The organism is Paraburkholderia sp. Ac-20340 (assembly GCF_017104965.1).
In the GTDB taxonomy this organism is placed as follows: domain Bacteria; phylum Pseudomonadota; class Gammaproteobacteria; order Burkholderiales; family Burkholderiaceae; genus Paraburkholderia.
Map to the genome: position 1 here is coordinate 39,338 of NZ_JAAGPR010000013.1, position 14,105 is coordinate 53,442.

Below are 14,105 nucleotides of genomic sequence, written 5' to 3' on the forward strand. Positions count from 1 at the left end.
CCATGAATACGGCCGGAATCGTCATGAAGAATTTCACATTGGTCACACGCACACACACACGCCGCGCGCGTGCCTGGATGCCTCGCCTTGCGCTGGGCGCGAGTCTCGCGATGGCGCTGGCCGCCTGCGGCACGCAGCAAGGGTATGGCGTGGGCCCGCAGGCGCAGGCCGAAATGCAGATGCGCGCCGACTCCAGCAAGGAGGCGAAGCCGGACACGCCGGGGATGTACCTCGGCCTGATCGCGCGCATGCAGGCCGAAGGGATCTATTACGCCTCGCTCGCGCATATCGATGCATTCGAGCGGCAATACGGCAAGACGCCCGATTCGATCGTGCTGCGCGCCGACGCTCTGCGCATGACCGGGCAGGCGAGCGCGAGTGCGCTCTCGTACGCGCAGTTGCTCGATACGCCGCTGGCCGCGCGCGGCCATCGCGGTCTGGGTCTGCTGGCGGGCGCTGCGGGCGACTTCCACAAGGCGGCGCAGGAACTGGCCGAGGCGTCGGCGCTGGACCCGACCGATGCGACCACGCTGTCCGACCAGGGCTATGCGCTGCTGCGCGACGGCGATGTGGCGCATGCGCGCGTGCCGCTGCTCAAGGCGCTCGAACTGGATTCGCACAACGCGAAGATCGTCGCCAATGTGGCGCTGCTGCTCGAGGCGAGCGGCAGCGACGCCGACGCGCAGGCCATGATGACGCAGCAGGGCTTGCCGGCCGTCGCACGCGCCGCGGTCATGAGCGATGCGCAGAAAGTGCGCGACGTGCAGCGTGCGCGCGAAGTCGCCCAGCAACGCGAAACGATGGAAAAGCAGGCGCAGCGCGTCGCGAAGATCGCGGCCATTCCGGCGCCGCGCGCGCTGGCGAGCGCGCAGGCGAACTGGCCCAACAGCGAAGTGCAGCCGCGTCTGGTCGAGCGCTTCGCGCAATGACGACGCACGCGTGACGGTGCGACAGCGCTACTGCATCGCGCGGCGAGCAACACGGGGAGAGATGATGAAAACAAACCACATTGAGAATACGTTCGGCATGGTGTGTTCCGGCAAGACGGCAGGCGCAGCGGCAATGCTCGTCGCGGTGGCGATGATCGCGGCGATGTCCCCCGCGGCGCAGGCGCAAGCACAGGCAGACACGCAGGTGGAAACGCAGGTCGAAGCGGCAAAGGTGTCGAATACCGAAATCGGCCACTCGACTCACGCGTGGCTCGAGCTCCAGCGCAGCAACGCCGCAGCCGCGCCCGCGCAGCCGATGCTCGGCGCCGAAGCGGGTTACGCGTGGCAGCGCTACATGAAGTCGTTCGAAACGCCGATTCCGGCCAGCTTCGGATCGACGATGCAGTCCGGCGGCGCTCAGGGTAGCGGCAGCTCGGGCTCGTCGGGTGGCGGCGCGTACTGAGATGGCCTGGCAATTCCGCTGGCTGGTTCGCCGGGGCACGCCCGGGGCGCCCGCGCGCCCGTCGTCGCGCCGGCGCGCGTCGTCGTCCGCGTGCGGGCAGCGGTCACGTCAGCGCGGCTCGTTTGCGATCGTCGCGGTGATCGGCATCGTGGTGGCCGTGGCCGCGCTGGGCGTGATCGACGTGGCGAATCTCTATCTGTCCAAACGCGCGCTGCAGAATGTCGCCGATCTCGCGGCGCTGGCCGCCGTGCAGCAGATGGACGACAACTGCGTACAGCCGCTGGCCACCGCGAAAGCGAATGCGTCGAGCAACGGCTTTACCGTGAGCGGCACGAGCAGCACGCTTGCGGTGCAGTGCGGCCGCTGGGATTCGAGCGCGAGCGGCGGCATGACCTTCGTCACGAGCGGCGCCACGTCGCCGCTCAACGGCGTGCAGGTGACGGTCACGAAGGTCGTGCCGTACTTCTTCGTCGGGCCGCAGCGCACGCTGACGGCCAGCGCGACCGCCAAGGCGGCGGTGGTCGGCTCGTTCCAGGTGGGCACTTCGCTCGTGCAGGTGAATCTGCTCAACGGTATGCTCAGCTCGCTGCTGGGCGGCACGTCGGTGACCCTCGATGCGGTGTCGTGGAACGGTCTTGCCAACGCCAACATCAAGATTGCGGATCTGGCCGCCGTGGCGACCTCGGCGGGCACCTATGACGGCTTGCTGGCGGCGCAGACTTCCGTGACCGGGCTCGCCAATATCCTGCTCAAGGCGGTGCAGAAGGACGGGCTGCTCACGGCCAACGTCTCGGCGGCGCAAAACGCGCTGACGGCGATTGCCTCGCTGGTCCCGCAAGGCTCGTCGAACGCCATTTCGCTCGCGTCGATCAGCGGGTCGCAGGCGCTGCTGCAACTGGGCGTCGCCAACGCCCAATATGCCGCCGATGCGACGGTGAACGTGCTGCAGATGCTGATCGTCGGCGCGGAAATCGCGGCGGCGGGCAAGTCGCCGATCGCCCTCAACGTCGATCTGACCGGCCTGAGCGGTGTGCTGCCGGTGAGCGCCAATCTGACGCTGCAGGTGATTTCGCCGCCCACGATTGCGGTGGGCGAACCCGGTTATATCGCGGGCACGACCACGTGGCGCACGATGGCGACGACCGCGCAGATTCTGCTGGGCGTGAACGCCACGATCTCGACGAGCCAGGGCATTGGCTACTATCTGCTGCTGCCTTATCTGCTTGACGTCACGGTGCAGTTGCCGCTCTACGTGGTCGTGGGGCAGGGTCAGGCGTGGCTCCAGTCCGCGCAGTGCGCGGCCACCCGGGCCGCGAGCACGCAGACCATCGGCGTGCAGACCGGGCTGGCCAACGTGTGTATCGGCACGCCGCTGGCGGCGGGCGTGACCGCGAATCAGGTGAGCGGCTTCTCGTGCTCGGGCACGAACTCGCGCTGGACGCTGGCTAGCATCACGCTGCTCGGCGCGAACGTCGCGACCGTCAGTGCGCCTTCGCTGCAGGTGCCGGTCGTCAGTCCCACGACCTCGACACTCGTATTCGACGGCGACGGCAATCCGCTGGCCGGCAATTCGGTGAACTCGAACCAGATTGGCGCGGTGCTGAACAACACGCTCCAGTCGACGGTCACGCAGCTCAGCCAACTGACCGAGAGCTCGAACGGCCTGCAACTGACCTTGCTGTCGGGTGGGCTCGGTAGCGTGCTGAGCTCGCTGCTGCTGGCGCCGGTGAGCGCGCTCATCGACGGCATCGTCATGCCGATCGTTACCACCGTGCTGTCCACGGTCCTCGCCCCCATACTCAGCGGTCTCGACACCGTGCTGATCGGCCCCTTGCTGCAACTGCTCGGTGTCCAGCTCGGCGTCGCGACCGTGACCGACTATCCGCTCGCCTGCGGCGTCGCAACACTCGTCAAATAAGAAGACACGATGCGAACCACCACCCCCATCGAGGAACTCGACCTCTACGTCTGGGAAGGCAAAGCCGATATCGTCGAGCGCGTCGCCCGCTGCATGGCGAGCCTCGACGTCGAAGTGATCCGCGCCGACGATACCGCCATCTCGCCGCAGCGCATTGCCGCGCGCGCGTCGATCGCGGTCGTCAGCGTGAGCGTGATCGATACCGGCGCGCTGGTGCTGCGCGACTGGCAGGCCACCCACGGCATGCCCGTGATCTGGGTGGGCGCCGCGCCCCGCGACAACGATCCGGGCTCCTATCCCGCCGAGTACTCGCATATCCTGCCGCTCGACTTCACCTGCGCCGAGTTGCGCGGGCTCGTCTCCAAACTCGTGGTGCAACTGCGCGCGCACTCCGCGCAGACGGCGGGCGCCGATGTGCTGGTGGCCGAATCCGACACCATGCGCTCGCTGCTCAGGGAAGTGGACACCTTCGCCGACTGCGAGACCACCGTGCTCGTGCACGGCGAGACCGGCACCGGCAAGGAGCGCATCGCCGAGCTTTTGCATCGCAAGAACAACCGCTACGGCACCGGGCCGTTCGTCGCGGTCAACTGCGGCGCGATTCCCGACGGCCTGTTCGAATCGCTGTTCTTCGGCCACGCGAAAGGGTCGTTTACGGGCGCGGCGGTGGCGCACAAAGGCTATTTCGAGCAGGCCGACGGCGGCACGCTGTTCCTCGACGAAATCGGCGATCTGCCGCTGTATCAGCAGGTCAAGCTGCTGCGCGTGCTGGAGGACGGCACGGTCACGCGCATCGGCTCGTCCACGCCGCTGAAGGTGGATTTCCGCCTGGTCGCGGCGTCCAACCGCCATCTGCCGCAGTACGTGAAGGACGGCAATTTCCGCGCCGACCTTTACTACCGGCTTGCGGTGATCGAGCTGAGCGTGCCGTCGCTGGAGGAGCGCGGCGCGGTCGACAAGATCGCGCTCTTCAAGGCCTTCGTTGCGACCGTGGTGGGCGAGGAGCGCCTCGAGGCGCTGCCTGAACTGCCGTACTGGCTGGCGGATTCGGTCGCGGCGATGCGCTTTCCCGGCAACGTGCGCGAACTGCGCAACCTGGCCGAGCGGGTGGGCGTCACGGTGCGCCAGATGGGCAGCTGGGACGCCACGCGGCTGCGCCGTCTGCTGGCCGGTTCGGGCGGTGCGCAACCGGTCGCGACCGAGCCCGCCGCACCCATCGTCGACCGTAGCAAATGGGATATGGCCGAACGGGGCCGTTTGCTCTCGGCGCTCGACGCAAACGGTTGGCGTCGCAAAGATACGGCCCAATTCCTCGGAATTAGTCGAAAAGTGTTGTGGGAAAAGATCCGTAAGTACCAAATTTTCGACGAGGAACCCGCAACCGGCGAAAGTGAGTAATAATTGTGCCGATTTGTAAAATCGTAAAAATAGAACTGTTCAAAACAGGGACTTCATGGACTACAAGTGGAGAGTTCGACAAGTCGCGTTGGCCGCGCTTTTGTTGATCGGGGGTGTTGAATCCGGTTGTGCGCAACCGATGCCCGATAGCGCTGCAAACGCGGCGGCTCAAGGCGCGGCGCAGGACACCGGCGCATCCGTGCAGCAGGCTCAGGCCGCTCAGGCGGCGCCGCTGCCGGGCACGCCCACGGCACTGACCCCGGCCGAAGCACAGCAAAGCGCCGCCGGCAATGTGGCGGAGCTGCAGCAGATGATCCGCGGCTCGGAGCTCAATGAGCTGCGCACGACTTACAACGGCACGTATGGCGCGAGCCTGCTGTTCTACGGCAAGGAAATGACGTACTACGTGGCGCTGTTCCAGAACAAGACGTTCTGGCGCGTCATCAAGACGAGCGACGAGTCGCGCGCCGAGCTGATCTATCGCGATTTCGTGCAGAAGACGCTGCAGCTGTCGGACGTCGAGATCCGCCGCACGCGTCTGGATGCGCAAAAGGCGTTCACGACCCGCATGATTGCGCTGACGCAGGATCACGCGAACCGTCTGCAGGCCGACCTTCAGGTCGCGCAGCAACAGCAGGCGATCGTCGCGGATCAGCAGAAGCAGACGCGCGATCAGGCTAACGCGTTGCAGGCCGAGAAGTCGGCCGCGCAGGATCAACTGCGCGCCGTGCAGCGCCAGGTGCGCGATCTGCAGCGTCAGGTGGAAGGCGGTTTGCCGGTCCACTAAAGCATCGGCTTGTGTAGGTGTAGCAGAAAGGCGGACGTCTTCGACGGGCCGCCTTTTTTCATTGCGCGTAACGATGAACGAGGCGATGAACGAAGCGACGAGCGCCATGCCGGCTCAATGCTTGCCGTGTCGATGGGTGTCGTGACCCTTCTTCGCTTTGTCTTCGTGCTGGGGCGGGGCGGGCGCGGGCGATGGGTCGATCGAGATCGGATCGCTGGCCGGAAAGGTTTCCTCGAGCGCTTCGTCGAGCGGATCTTCCTGCGCGGGCGGCGGGGACTTCGGTTTGGATGCGCTCATGGCGTGCTCCGGTTGCGAGGTCGGTCGCAATCAGGATAACGCAAACGCTCAACCCTTGAATGGCAGGGTGTTTTCGCGCTGGGACGCGCGAGAGGAGCGACGCGCGCGGGCAGCGCGCATCGTTGATCCAGCAAGCGGCTGCAGGGTGCGCCGCTCGCTGGAGAACGCCAGCCGGCTTAGCTGTTGTTCGAGCCGTCCTGGCCGTTGCCGCCGTTGTTCACGGCGCCATACAGACGACGGCGACGCGTGACGACCACCGGGCCGTCCTGCGACGGCGACGAACGGTCGGGCGAGGAAGGTGAAGAGGGCGCCGACCACGACTCGCGCGGTTCGCGCGGCTCTCTGGGTTCACGCGGCTCGCGCGATTCGCGGTTTTCACGCGGACCGTGACCACCGTGGCTGCCGTGCGGGCCGCGGCTCGTGTGCTCGCCGTGCGCGGGGCGCGGCGTGCGCGGACCCGGACGCGTGCCGGTGTCGAGCTGAATGGTGGAGATGGCGCGTTTGTAGATGCCTTGCAGGCCAACAGGCGTGCGCAGCATCACCAGGTACTGATCGAACGACTCGATGCATCCAGTCAGGCGAATGCCGTTGACCAGATAGATTTCGACGCGCTTGCGCTCTTTGCGCGCGGCGTTCATGAAGTCGTTTTGCGGGTGCGATTCTGCGGAAGGCATGGACGAATTCTGGCCGGGCGGCTCAATGCCGCAATTCAATTGGAAACGTTTGCTCGCCGGGATTCTACCTTGTGCCGGCGAAGCGCGCGTGCGTGGACGTACTTTACTGCAGAACTATACCGGCTCACGGTCGGCGCGGCAGATTGCCGGCGGGTGTGCATCGATGCGTCCCCGTGCATGACGAGCGAAAAAACAGCGATACCCGAATGGTCGATCTCGCGCGCCGCAGCGAAGCTCGCGGGCGCGGCGCAATGTTGCGCAGTTCTGAAACAATACACGAAAGCGGGGCGCGATCTGTGACAGTTGGACGCAGATGACGCCCGTACGTTCAACAGGGTAGTCCATGACGCGCGGGATTGCGCGCCGGATTCACGCTGATTTTGCCGCCGTGCACCGGCGAATCGTCTGCAATTGTCGGCGGAAATCATGCTTCGATCGCCAGCACGCCAGTCACACGCGTGTTGCAGTTTGTTACGTACTTCTTTATCGCGATCATGGCGTTGACTTTGCCCGAGTACGCCGCTCGCGAACCGTGCGGCTGCGCACGTGCCTGAGCCGATGCAGAAAAAAATCGCGCTAATGACGATCTTCAGGAATAAGCGCGGCGCAAGTCCCGTTTAACACTATGTCGATGCGTTCGTTGCGGGCGGTATCCGCAGGTATCGGCAAGCATCGGCAATTCGCTATCCCAGGCAATCGCAGCGGCATCGCGCCGTGGCGTGTGCACGGGCGGGAGATCGTCATGAAGCGTGTTCGCAGTGTTCTCTGTCTCTTCATTCTTGCGTCGGCTGCGCTCTCGGGCGTGAGCCTCGCCGCGTGCAGCGACATGAATTCGGGCGGTGGAGCGTCGAACAGTTCCTCCGGCCGCTATGGCGGCGGCTCCGGCGGCGGGTCGGGCGGCGGCTACTGAGCGGCGCGCATCGTGTTCGGGCGCCCCTCACAGGAATTCGAAGCGCAGGTCGTGGCGCAACTGCCGCGCATGCGCCGCTACGCGCGCACGCTCACGGGCGACGCCGCCTGGGCCGACGACCTCGTACAGGACGCCGCCGAGCGCGCGCTGTCCCGCGCGTCCTCGTTCCGGCCCGACAGCAATCTGCGCGCGTGGTTGCTGACGATCCTGCGCAACATCTATATCGACCAGTTGCGCGGCCGCCGCGAAATCGCGATGGACGACGAAAGCGCGCCGTGGCGCACGCTGGAGGCGCCACACGGCGAGGTCGACGGCCTCGTGCTGCGCGATCTGCAGCGCGCGCTCTATCAGTTGCCGTCCGCGCAACGCGAGGTGCTGCTGCTGGTGGGCGTGGAGGAATTGAGTTATCAGGAGGCGTCCGCGGTGCTTGGCGTACCGACGGGCACGGTGATGTCGCGACTCTCGCGCGCACGCGAGCATCTACGCGTGCTGCTCGACCGGGATGCGGAACAGCAAGGCACGCACGACACGCAACACGACACGGCGCGCCACGCAGCCACGCTCAGGATCGTGGGCAAGGAAGTCGGCAACGAAGCCGACAAGGCAATCGGCAAATCAGGGGGAGCGACGCGATGAACGACGACGAACTCGAACGCAAACCTGGCGCGCTATCGGCCGTGCCGGATGCGCAAGCCGATCTCGCCGCGCTCGGCGCTTTCGTGGATGGCGAACTGCCGCCCGATGCCCGCGCGGCCATGGCGGCACGGCTGCTCGACGATGAGACGGCCGCGCGGCGCGTTGGCGACTACCGTGCGCAAAAGGCCGCGCTGCAAGCCCTGAGCGCGGCAGGGGAGGAGGCCGCGCCACTGGCCTGGCGTGTGTTGCGTCGGCGCGATCCGTGGTGGCGGCGCACCGGCATCGCAGCGGCGTGGGCGGTCGTGGGCGCGGGTTTCACGGTGGCGGCGGGCTCGCTCGTGCCGCAGGTCGCGCCACAGCTTGCATCGGCGTGGTCGCCGCATCGCGCGAGCGTGGAGAGCCACGACAACACCATGCTCGCAAGCGACACGGAAAACTTCGCACGCCGCGCCGATGTGGCTTACGCCGTGTATTCGCCCGAGGTGCGTCATCCGGTCGAAGTCGGCGCGGCCGATGAAGCGCATCTGGTCGCATGGCTTTCGAAGCGGCTCGGCCGGCCGTTGACGATTCCGCCGCTTGGCGAATACGGCTATACGCTCGTCGGCGGACGGCTGTTGCCGGGCGGCTCGGGACCGGCCGCGCAGTTCATGTACCAGAACGGCGCGGGCGAACGACTGACGCTGTACGTGAGCGCGTCGGGGCGCGAGCGCGATGCGGTGCAACTGCTGCGCGACGGCGGCCGCCGCACCTTCTACTGGAGCACGGACCGCATGGGCTATGCGCTGTCCGGTCCGGCTTCGGAGGGCCGTCTGCGCAAGATTGCCTATGACGTGTGTGGCGATCTCGGCGGCAACGCGGCGCAGTGGTGAGGCTGCGTCCGCGTACACGCCGAATTATTCGGCATCCTTATTAGTCGTTGCCTTCGCCATTTTGCGGATTTCCTCGTCGCGCAACTCGCGGCGCAAAATCTTGCCGATATTGCTTTGCGGCAGCGACTCGCGAAACTCGACGATGCGCGGCACCTTGTAGCCCGTAAGCTGCTGGCGGCAGAACTGGATCAGCGCGTCTTCCGTGAGCGCGGGATCGCGCCGCACGACAAAGACCTTCACGCGCTCGCCCTGCACGACGTCCGGCACGCCGATCGCCGCCACTTCGCGCACGCCCGGATGCTGGGCGATCACATCCTCGATCTCGTTCGGATAGACGTTGAAGCCCGACACCAGAATCATGTCCTTCTTGCGATCGATCAGGCGGATATAGCCGCGCGCGTCCATGATGCCGATATCGCCGGTCGCGAGCCAGCCATCGTCGACGAATACGCACGCGGTTTCATCGGGGCGATTCCAGTAGCCGCGCATCACCTGCGGGCCTTTCACGCACAGTTCGCCCGGCTCGCCGATGCCGGCCCACGTGCCGTCGTCGCGGCGCATGCGCACCTGGGTCGACGGCGCGGGCAGGCCGATCGAGCCTTCGAAATCGGCGAGATGGGCGACGTCGACGGGATTGAGCGTCACGATCGGCGAGCATTCCGTGAGGCCGTAACCTTCGACGATCGGTTTGCCGGTCACCGATTTGAAGCGATCGGCGATGGCTTTCTGCGTCGCCATGCCGCCCGCCATTGCGAGCTTGAGACCGGAGAAGTCGCGCTGGCGGAATTCCTCGTTATCGAGGAAGGCGTTGTAAAGCGTGTTGACCGCGCTGATGCAACTGAAGGTCTCCTTGCGCAGAATCTTCATCACGCGCTTCGTGTCGCGCGGATTCGCAATGAGAATATTGCGTCCGCCCAGCGCCATGAAAATCAGCGCGTTGATGGTGAGCGAATAGATGTGGTAGAGCGGCAGCGGCGTGAGCACGGTTTCGGCGCCGCTGTCGAGTTGACCCGCGACCCACGCTTTCGCCTGCAGCACATTCGCGAGGATAGTGCCGTGCGTGAGCATCGCGCCCTTGGCCACGCCGGTGGTGCCGCCCGTGTATTGGAGAAAGGCGAGATCGTCGCGCTGAGGGATGGCGGGCGCCCGCGGCTCGCGCGCGCCTTGTTCGAGCACGTCGATCAGTCGCTGCGCCTGCGGCAGCCGGTACGCCGGCACCATCTTCTTCACATGACGCAGCATGAAGTTGATGAAACGGCCTTTGAGATTGAGCCCTTCGCCAAGCAGATCGCCGAGTTGCGTGATGACGATGCGCTCGACCGGCGTGCCGGGCAGGGCGTCTTCGAGTGTCTTCGCAAAGCTCTCGAACACGACGATGGTTTGCGCGCCGCTGTCCTTGAGCTGGTGCGCGAGTTCGCGCGCCGTGTAGAGCGGATTGACGTTGACGACGATCGCACCGGCCTTGAGCGCGCCAAACAGCGCGACCGGATACTGCAGCGTATTGGGCAGCATGATCGCCACGCGATCGCCTGCGCGCACGCCCGCGACCTGCAGCCATGAGGCGAACGCAGTGGCCTTGCGGGCGAGCGCGCCATAGGTCATCGGCGAGCCGGCGCTCACGTAGGCGACGCGGTCGCGAAAGCGCGCGGTGCAATCGTCGAAGAACTGCACGAGCGAGGCGTACTGCGTGACGTCGACATCGTGCGGTACGCCGTTCGGGTAGGCGGCGTACCAGATGCCGTCGGTGTTGGGAGCGGCGTTCGCGCTGCTGGCTGAAGGCGCCGGGTCGGCCGCGCGGTCTTCGGCAATCGTGGCTTCGGGCCGGGGCGGTTGTGGCGTTTCGCTCATTCTGGGTCTCCGGTCAGGCGTGATGTTGGGTCGCGGCGCGCGTGGCGCGACCATCATGCACCGGAGTGTGCCAGATCGGCAGACGGAGTTTCCCTGTTTTCAGCGTGGCTGAATCAGGGCGGCTGAAGCCGACGTGCAAAAAACAAGGCCGTGCAGGCTGTTCGCCCGGCACGGCCTCGATCGTTGGCTTGCGCGCTTATGCAGCCACGTGTTTGGCGGTCTGCGTCATGTCGATACCGCGTCGCTCGCGGCTGAACAGAATCAGCACGGAGATCACGATCGCCACCGTACCCGCGACGATCGCCATCGACATGCCGTAGTTCTGGTTATGCGTTTCGGCAAGCGAAGCCTGCAAGGTCGCATTCACCGAGGCGAACAGATTGCCGAGCTGATAAACCAGGCCCGGGAACGTCGCGCGCACTTCATCGGGCGAGATTTCGTTGAGGTGCACGGGGATCACGCCCCACGCGCCCTGCACCGAAATCTGCATGAGGAACGCGCCGAGCGCGAGCATCACCGGCGTAACCGAGAAGGCCCACAGCGGCAGCACCGGCAGCGCGATCAGCGCAGCGATACAGATCGCCTTGCGGCGGCCGATCTTTTCGGAGATCGAACCAAAGAACAGTCCGCCCACGATAGCGCCGATATTCAGCACGATCGTGATCAGCGAAACCGTATGCGGATCGAAGTGATGCTGTTCGCGCAGGAAGGTCGGATAGAGATCCTGGGTGCCGTGCGAGAAGAAGTTGAACGCTGTCATCAGCACGATCGCGTAGATCGACAGGGCCGCGTTGTGCTTGAGCGTGGAAAGCAGGCTCGGGCGCGCGCGCTTTTCCATCTCCTTCCAGGCCGGCGATTCGGGCACGTGAGCGCGCACATACAGCACGAGCAGCGCGGGCAGCACGCCGATAAAGAACATGCCGCGCCAGCCCACATATTGATAGAGCACGCCGAATACCACCGAAGCCAGCAGATAGCCGCTCGGATAACCCGCCTGCAGCAGGCCGGAAACGATGCCGCGCGCCTTGGGCGGAATGGTTTCCATCGTGAGCGCCGAACCCACGCCCCATTCGCCGCCCATCGCTACGCCGAACAGCGCGCGCAACACAATGAATGTGGCGAGGTTAGGGGAGAAACCGGTGAGCAGTTCGAGCAGCGAGTAGCACGCGATGTTGACCATCAGCGTGGGCCGGCGGCCGTAACGGTCGGCCAGTCGCCCGAATATCAGCGCGCCGATCGGGCGCATGGCCAGCGTCAGCGTAATGGCAAAAGCGACTGCAGGAATCTTGGTATTGAATTCAGTGGCGATATCTTTCAGAACGAAAACCATCAGAAAGAAATCGAAGGCGTCGAGCGTCCACCCCAAATACGCTGCGATCGTGACGTTTTTTTGCTCTCGCGTCCAGCTCATGTCTTTTTTCTCCTGATATAGCCGCGATCTGCCGTCTCCAGGCATCGCGTCAGTGGCCCGCCGCGCCGTTGTGCGCCCGCGTGTGCGCGGCGCTGCGAGCTTCGTACGAGTGTACGCCCGGCATTAAACATTTGCATGAATGTTGGGCGCAACCCGTACTAATCCCTGGCTTGTGGATTGATCGGGACTTATCAGTTGAAAGCTTATTGTTTTAAAAGTAATTTAAATGTAATTAATGTGCAATTGAATGAGTATGAAAGTCGAATAAATTGATGGCGATTTGATTGGCGATCCTTATCGATCAGTCCGGCGATTATGTGAATCAGCGCTGTGCCAGCCAGTCGGCGGTACGGGCAATGACGCTGCTCCAGTCGCCCATCGCAGATTGCCGCAGCACATGGGCCGAGGCGATCCACGGCGAGCGCGTGCCGTGGCGCCCCCAGCGCCATTCGCCAGTGGGATTGACCAGCACGGCCGTCGGTTTGCCCGCCATGACCGCGAGATTCGCGACGCCCGCGTCCACGCTTACGACGGCATCGAGTTGTTCGACGCAGGCCATGGTGTCGGCGAAACTCGCGATGCCGGGCGTGTAGTGCGCCAGCGCGCCACGCGGCGTGCCGTTCCTGATCTCGGCAACCGGGTGATGCAGGCTGACGAACTGCACGCGGCGCGCCAGATCCGGGTTCAGCGTCAGGCGTTCGAGCGCGTCCACAGGAATGCTGCGCAGCCCGGCCCAACTGCGCTCCTTGCTGCGTATGCTTTCCTCGTGGCGCTGCGCACAATCCCAGAAGACACCGACCAACGCACGGCCAGGATGTTGCGCGCGCAACTGGTGTGCCCACGCTGCGGCTTCTTCACGCTGAGCCTGGGGCGCGCGCAGGAAGGCGGGAAAGTACGGATAAGGCTGCGGCGCGTCGCGCATGGCGAGCATCGGCAGATGCAGCAGCGTTGCCTGCATCGTCGGTGCGAACTCGTTGATCGCGGGCAGGAGGTCGTCGCCGCACGGAGCGAACAGCGCGAGCGGGCGTCTGGCAGCCACGACGCGGCAATCGGGCAGGGAGGCTTCGATCAGGCTGTGGATTTGCGCATCGCAGGTGACCATGATTTCCGCGCCCGCTTCGCGCCAGTGGCGCAGGCTGCCGAACAGCATGAACTGGTCGCCGTAACCCATCTGATGCGTCACCAGCACGCGTTCGCCGCGCAGGTCGCGTTGCCCGCTCCAGAGCGGCACTTCGTTATGCCGGTAGCTGCCGCTGTCGCCGCAATTGCGCCAGATCCACTGCATGAAGCCCTGTGCGTTGCCGGTGCTCAGCATGGCTTCGGCCAGCCATTTGTGTGCGCGCAGTTTGTCGGGATGCGATGCCTCGCCCGGTTGCTGGATGGCCTGCTGCAGGACGGCGATCGCAAGGTCGACATCGCCGCGCAGATAAAGATCGCGGCCAAGCCGCCCGAGATAGAAAACCGGCGCCCAGTCCAGCGTCGAATGATCGAGCCAGGTTTGCGCCGCGCGGTTGTGATCGCCGAGCAGACGCAAGGCACGGGCGCGCGCGTGGATGAAACTGCGGTTGCCCGGCTCGAGCGCCAGACCTTTTTCGGCCCACGGCAGCATCTGCTCGTCGCGCTGCGCGCCGATCAGCGCGTCGCAGATCTGCAGCAGCGTGTCTGTGTTGGAGGGTTCGCGCGTGTGCGCGGTGAAAGCGTCGATCAGACGATGTTCGGCATCGGGGAGCATGGCGAGTCCTAAGTCACTGTGTTTATAAGAAAAATCTTATCGAGACGTCGGACGCACTGATATCGGAGTCGTCTTAAAAACCGTGGGCTGCGGCCGGATAGCGTTTTGCGGCGAATCTGCCGCGCTCGTGGCACGCCTCGCACACTTTCGTTGATAATGAACGACCGTGCTTTTCCTGATTCACTTCGTAGAGGGAAGTAACTAGAATCGGATTCGTGCCTGTGAGTTCCGCT

At 64.9% G+C, this 14,105-nt stretch carries 13 protein-coding genes; 8 read left to right on the forward strand and 5 right to left on the reverse strand.

The annotated features are described in order from the left end of the window. Nucleotides 1-77: 77 nt before the first annotated feature. The 5 genes from G3N59_RS17275 (at nucleotide 78) to G3N59_RS17295 (ending at nucleotide 5,495) form a co-directional block, all read left to right on the forward strand. Nucleotides 78-929: a pilus assembly protein gene (locus G3N59_RS17275; RefSeq protein ID WP_205983849.1), complete on the forward strand. Its 852-nt coding sequence runs from the start codon at nucleotides 78-80 to the stop codon at nucleotides 927-929. 64 nt (nucleotides 930-993) lie between these two features. Further along, complete coding sequence (locus tag G3N59_RS17280; RefSeq protein ID WP_241023516.1) at nucleotides 994-1,392, forward strand: DUF3613 domain-containing protein; 399 nt, start codon at nucleotides 994-996, stop codon at nucleotides 1,390-1,392. 1 nt (nucleotide 1,393) lies between these two features. Then, the gene (locus tag G3N59_RS17285; RefSeq protein WP_205983850.1) at nucleotides 1,394-3,310 is read left to right on the forward strand and encodes a TadG family pilus assembly protein; all 1,917 of its coding nucleotides are present in this window, start codon (nucleotides 1,394-1,396) and stop codon (nucleotides 3,308-3,310) included. Between the two features lie 9 nt (nucleotides 3,311-3,319). Next, complete coding sequence (locus G3N59_RS17290; RefSeq protein ID WP_205983851.1) at nucleotides 3,320-4,708, forward strand: sigma-54 dependent transcriptional regulator; 1,389 nt, start codon at nucleotides 3,320-3,322, stop codon at nucleotides 4,706-4,708. Between the two features lie 55 nt (nucleotides 4,709-4,763). Continuing rightward, nucleotides 4,764-5,495: a DUF2968 domain-containing protein gene (locus G3N59_RS17295; protein ID WP_205983852.1), complete on the forward strand. Its 732-nt coding sequence runs from the start codon at nucleotides 4,764-4,766 to the stop codon at nucleotides 5,493-5,495. A 114-nt stretch (nucleotides 5,496-5,609) separates the two neighbouring features. On the opposite strand, the gene G3N59_RS17300 is transcribed toward G3N59_RS17295, so the two are convergent. Further along, nucleotides 5,610-5,792: a hypothetical protein gene (locus tag G3N59_RS17300; RefSeq protein ID WP_205983853.1), complete on the reverse strand. Its 183-nt coding sequence runs from the start codon at nucleotides 5,790-5,792 to the stop codon at nucleotides 5,610-5,612. 176 nt (nucleotides 5,793-5,968) lie between these two features. Further along, entirely contained in the window at nucleotides 5,969-6,466 is a 498-nt protein-coding gene (hfq, locus tag G3N59_RS17305; protein ID WP_205983854.1) for an RNA chaperone Hfq, read from the reverse strand. Nucleotides 6,467-7,208: 742 nt separating this feature from the next. Here hfq and G3N59_RS17310 point away from each other — a divergent pair. The 3 genes from G3N59_RS17310 to G3N59_RS17320 are packed head-to-tail and all read left to right on the forward strand — an operon-like array spanning nucleotide 7,209 to nucleotide 8,881. Further along, complete coding sequence (locus tag G3N59_RS17310) at nucleotides 7,209-7,376, forward strand: hypothetical protein (protein WP_205983855.1); 168 nt, start codon at nucleotides 7,209-7,211, stop codon at nucleotides 7,374-7,376. A 12-nt stretch (nucleotides 7,377-7,388) separates the two neighbouring features. Then, on the forward strand, nucleotides 7,389-8,012 hold the full coding sequence (locus G3N59_RS17315; protein WP_205983856.1) for an RNA polymerase sigma factor: 624 nt from the start codon (nucleotides 7,389-7,391) through the stop codon (nucleotides 8,010-8,012). Beyond that, nucleotides 8,009-8,881, forward strand: a complete 873-nt coding sequence (locus G3N59_RS17320) for an anti-sigma factor (RefSeq protein ID WP_241023517.1) — start codon at nucleotides 8,009-8,011, stop codon at nucleotides 8,879-8,881. Before G3N59_RS17315 ends, G3N59_RS17320 begins: the two co-directional genes overlap by 4 nt. 24 nt (nucleotides 8,882-8,905) lie before the next feature. On the opposite strand, the gene G3N59_RS17325 is transcribed toward G3N59_RS17320, so the two are convergent. The 3 genes from G3N59_RS17325 to G3N59_RS17335 all read right to left on the reverse strand — a co-directional run bounded on the left by G3N59_RS17325 (nucleotide 8,906) and on the right by G3N59_RS17335 (nucleotide 13,872). Further along, on the reverse strand, nucleotides 8,906-10,729 hold the full coding sequence (locus G3N59_RS17325; protein WP_205983857.1) for an AMP-binding protein: 1,824 nt from the start codon (nucleotides 10,727-10,729) through the stop codon (nucleotides 8,906-8,908). A 196-nt stretch (nucleotides 10,730-10,925) separates the two neighbouring features. After that, on the reverse strand, nucleotides 10,926-12,140 hold the full coding sequence (locus tag G3N59_RS17330; protein ID WP_205983858.1) for an MFS transporter: 1,215 nt from the start codon (nucleotides 12,138-12,140) through the stop codon (nucleotides 10,926-10,928). Nucleotides 12,141-12,462: 322 nt separating this feature from the next. After that, a complete protein-coding gene (locus G3N59_RS17335; protein ID WP_205983859.1) occupies nucleotides 12,463-13,872 on the reverse strand; it encodes a hypothetical protein in 1,410 nt (469 codons plus the stop codon). Nucleotides 13,873-14,105: the final 233 nt, after the last annotated feature.

Excerpts from the sequence above, each read along its gene's own strand:
- G3N59_RS17300 (WP_205983853.1), bottom strand. The coding sequence starts at position 5,792 with ATGAGCGCATCCAAACCGAAGTCCCCGCCGCCCGCGCAGGAAGATCCG.
- G3N59_RS17310 (WP_205983855.1), top strand. The coding sequence starts at position 7,209 with ATGAAGCGTGTTCGCAGTGTTCTCTGTCTCTTCATTCTTGCGTCGGCT.
- G3N59_RS17330 (WP_205983858.1), bottom strand. The coding sequence starts at position 12,140 with ATGAGCTGGACGCGAGAGCAAAAAAACGTCACGATCGCAGCGTATTTG.
- G3N59_RS17285 (WP_205983850.1), top strand. The coding sequence starts at position 1,394 with ATGGCCTGGCAATTCCGCTGGCTGGTTCGCCGGGGCACGCCCGGGGCG.
- hfq (WP_205983854.1), bottom strand. The coding sequence starts at position 6,466 with ATGCCTTCCGCAGAATCGCACCCGCAAAACGACTTCATGAACGCCGCG.
- G3N59_RS17335 (WP_205983859.1), bottom strand. The coding sequence starts at position 13,872 with ATGCTCCCCGATGCCGAACATCGTCTGATCGACGCTTTCACCGCGCAC.
- G3N59_RS17275 (WP_205983849.1), top strand. The coding sequence starts at position 78 with ATGCCTCGCCTTGCGCTGGGCGCGAGTCTCGCGATGGCGCTGGCCGCC.
- G3N59_RS17295 (WP_205983852.1), top strand. The coding sequence starts at position 4,764 with ATGGACTACAAGTGGAGAGTTCGACAAGTCGCGTTGGCCGCGCTTTTG.
- G3N59_RS17325 (WP_205983857.1), bottom strand. The coding sequence starts at position 10,729 with ATGAGCGAAACGCCACAACCGCCCCGGCCCGAAGCCACGATTGCCGAA.
- G3N59_RS17290 (WP_205983851.1), top strand. The coding sequence starts at position 3,320 with ATGCGAACCACCACCCCCATCGAGGAACTCGACCTCTACGTCTGGGAA.
- G3N59_RS17320 (WP_241023517.1), top strand. The coding sequence starts at position 8,009 with ATGAACGACGACGAACTCGAACGCAAACCTGGCGCGCTATCGGCCGTG.
- G3N59_RS17280 (WP_241023516.1), top strand. The coding sequence starts at position 994 with ATGAAAACAAACCACATTGAGAATACGTTCGGCATGGTGTGTTCCGGC.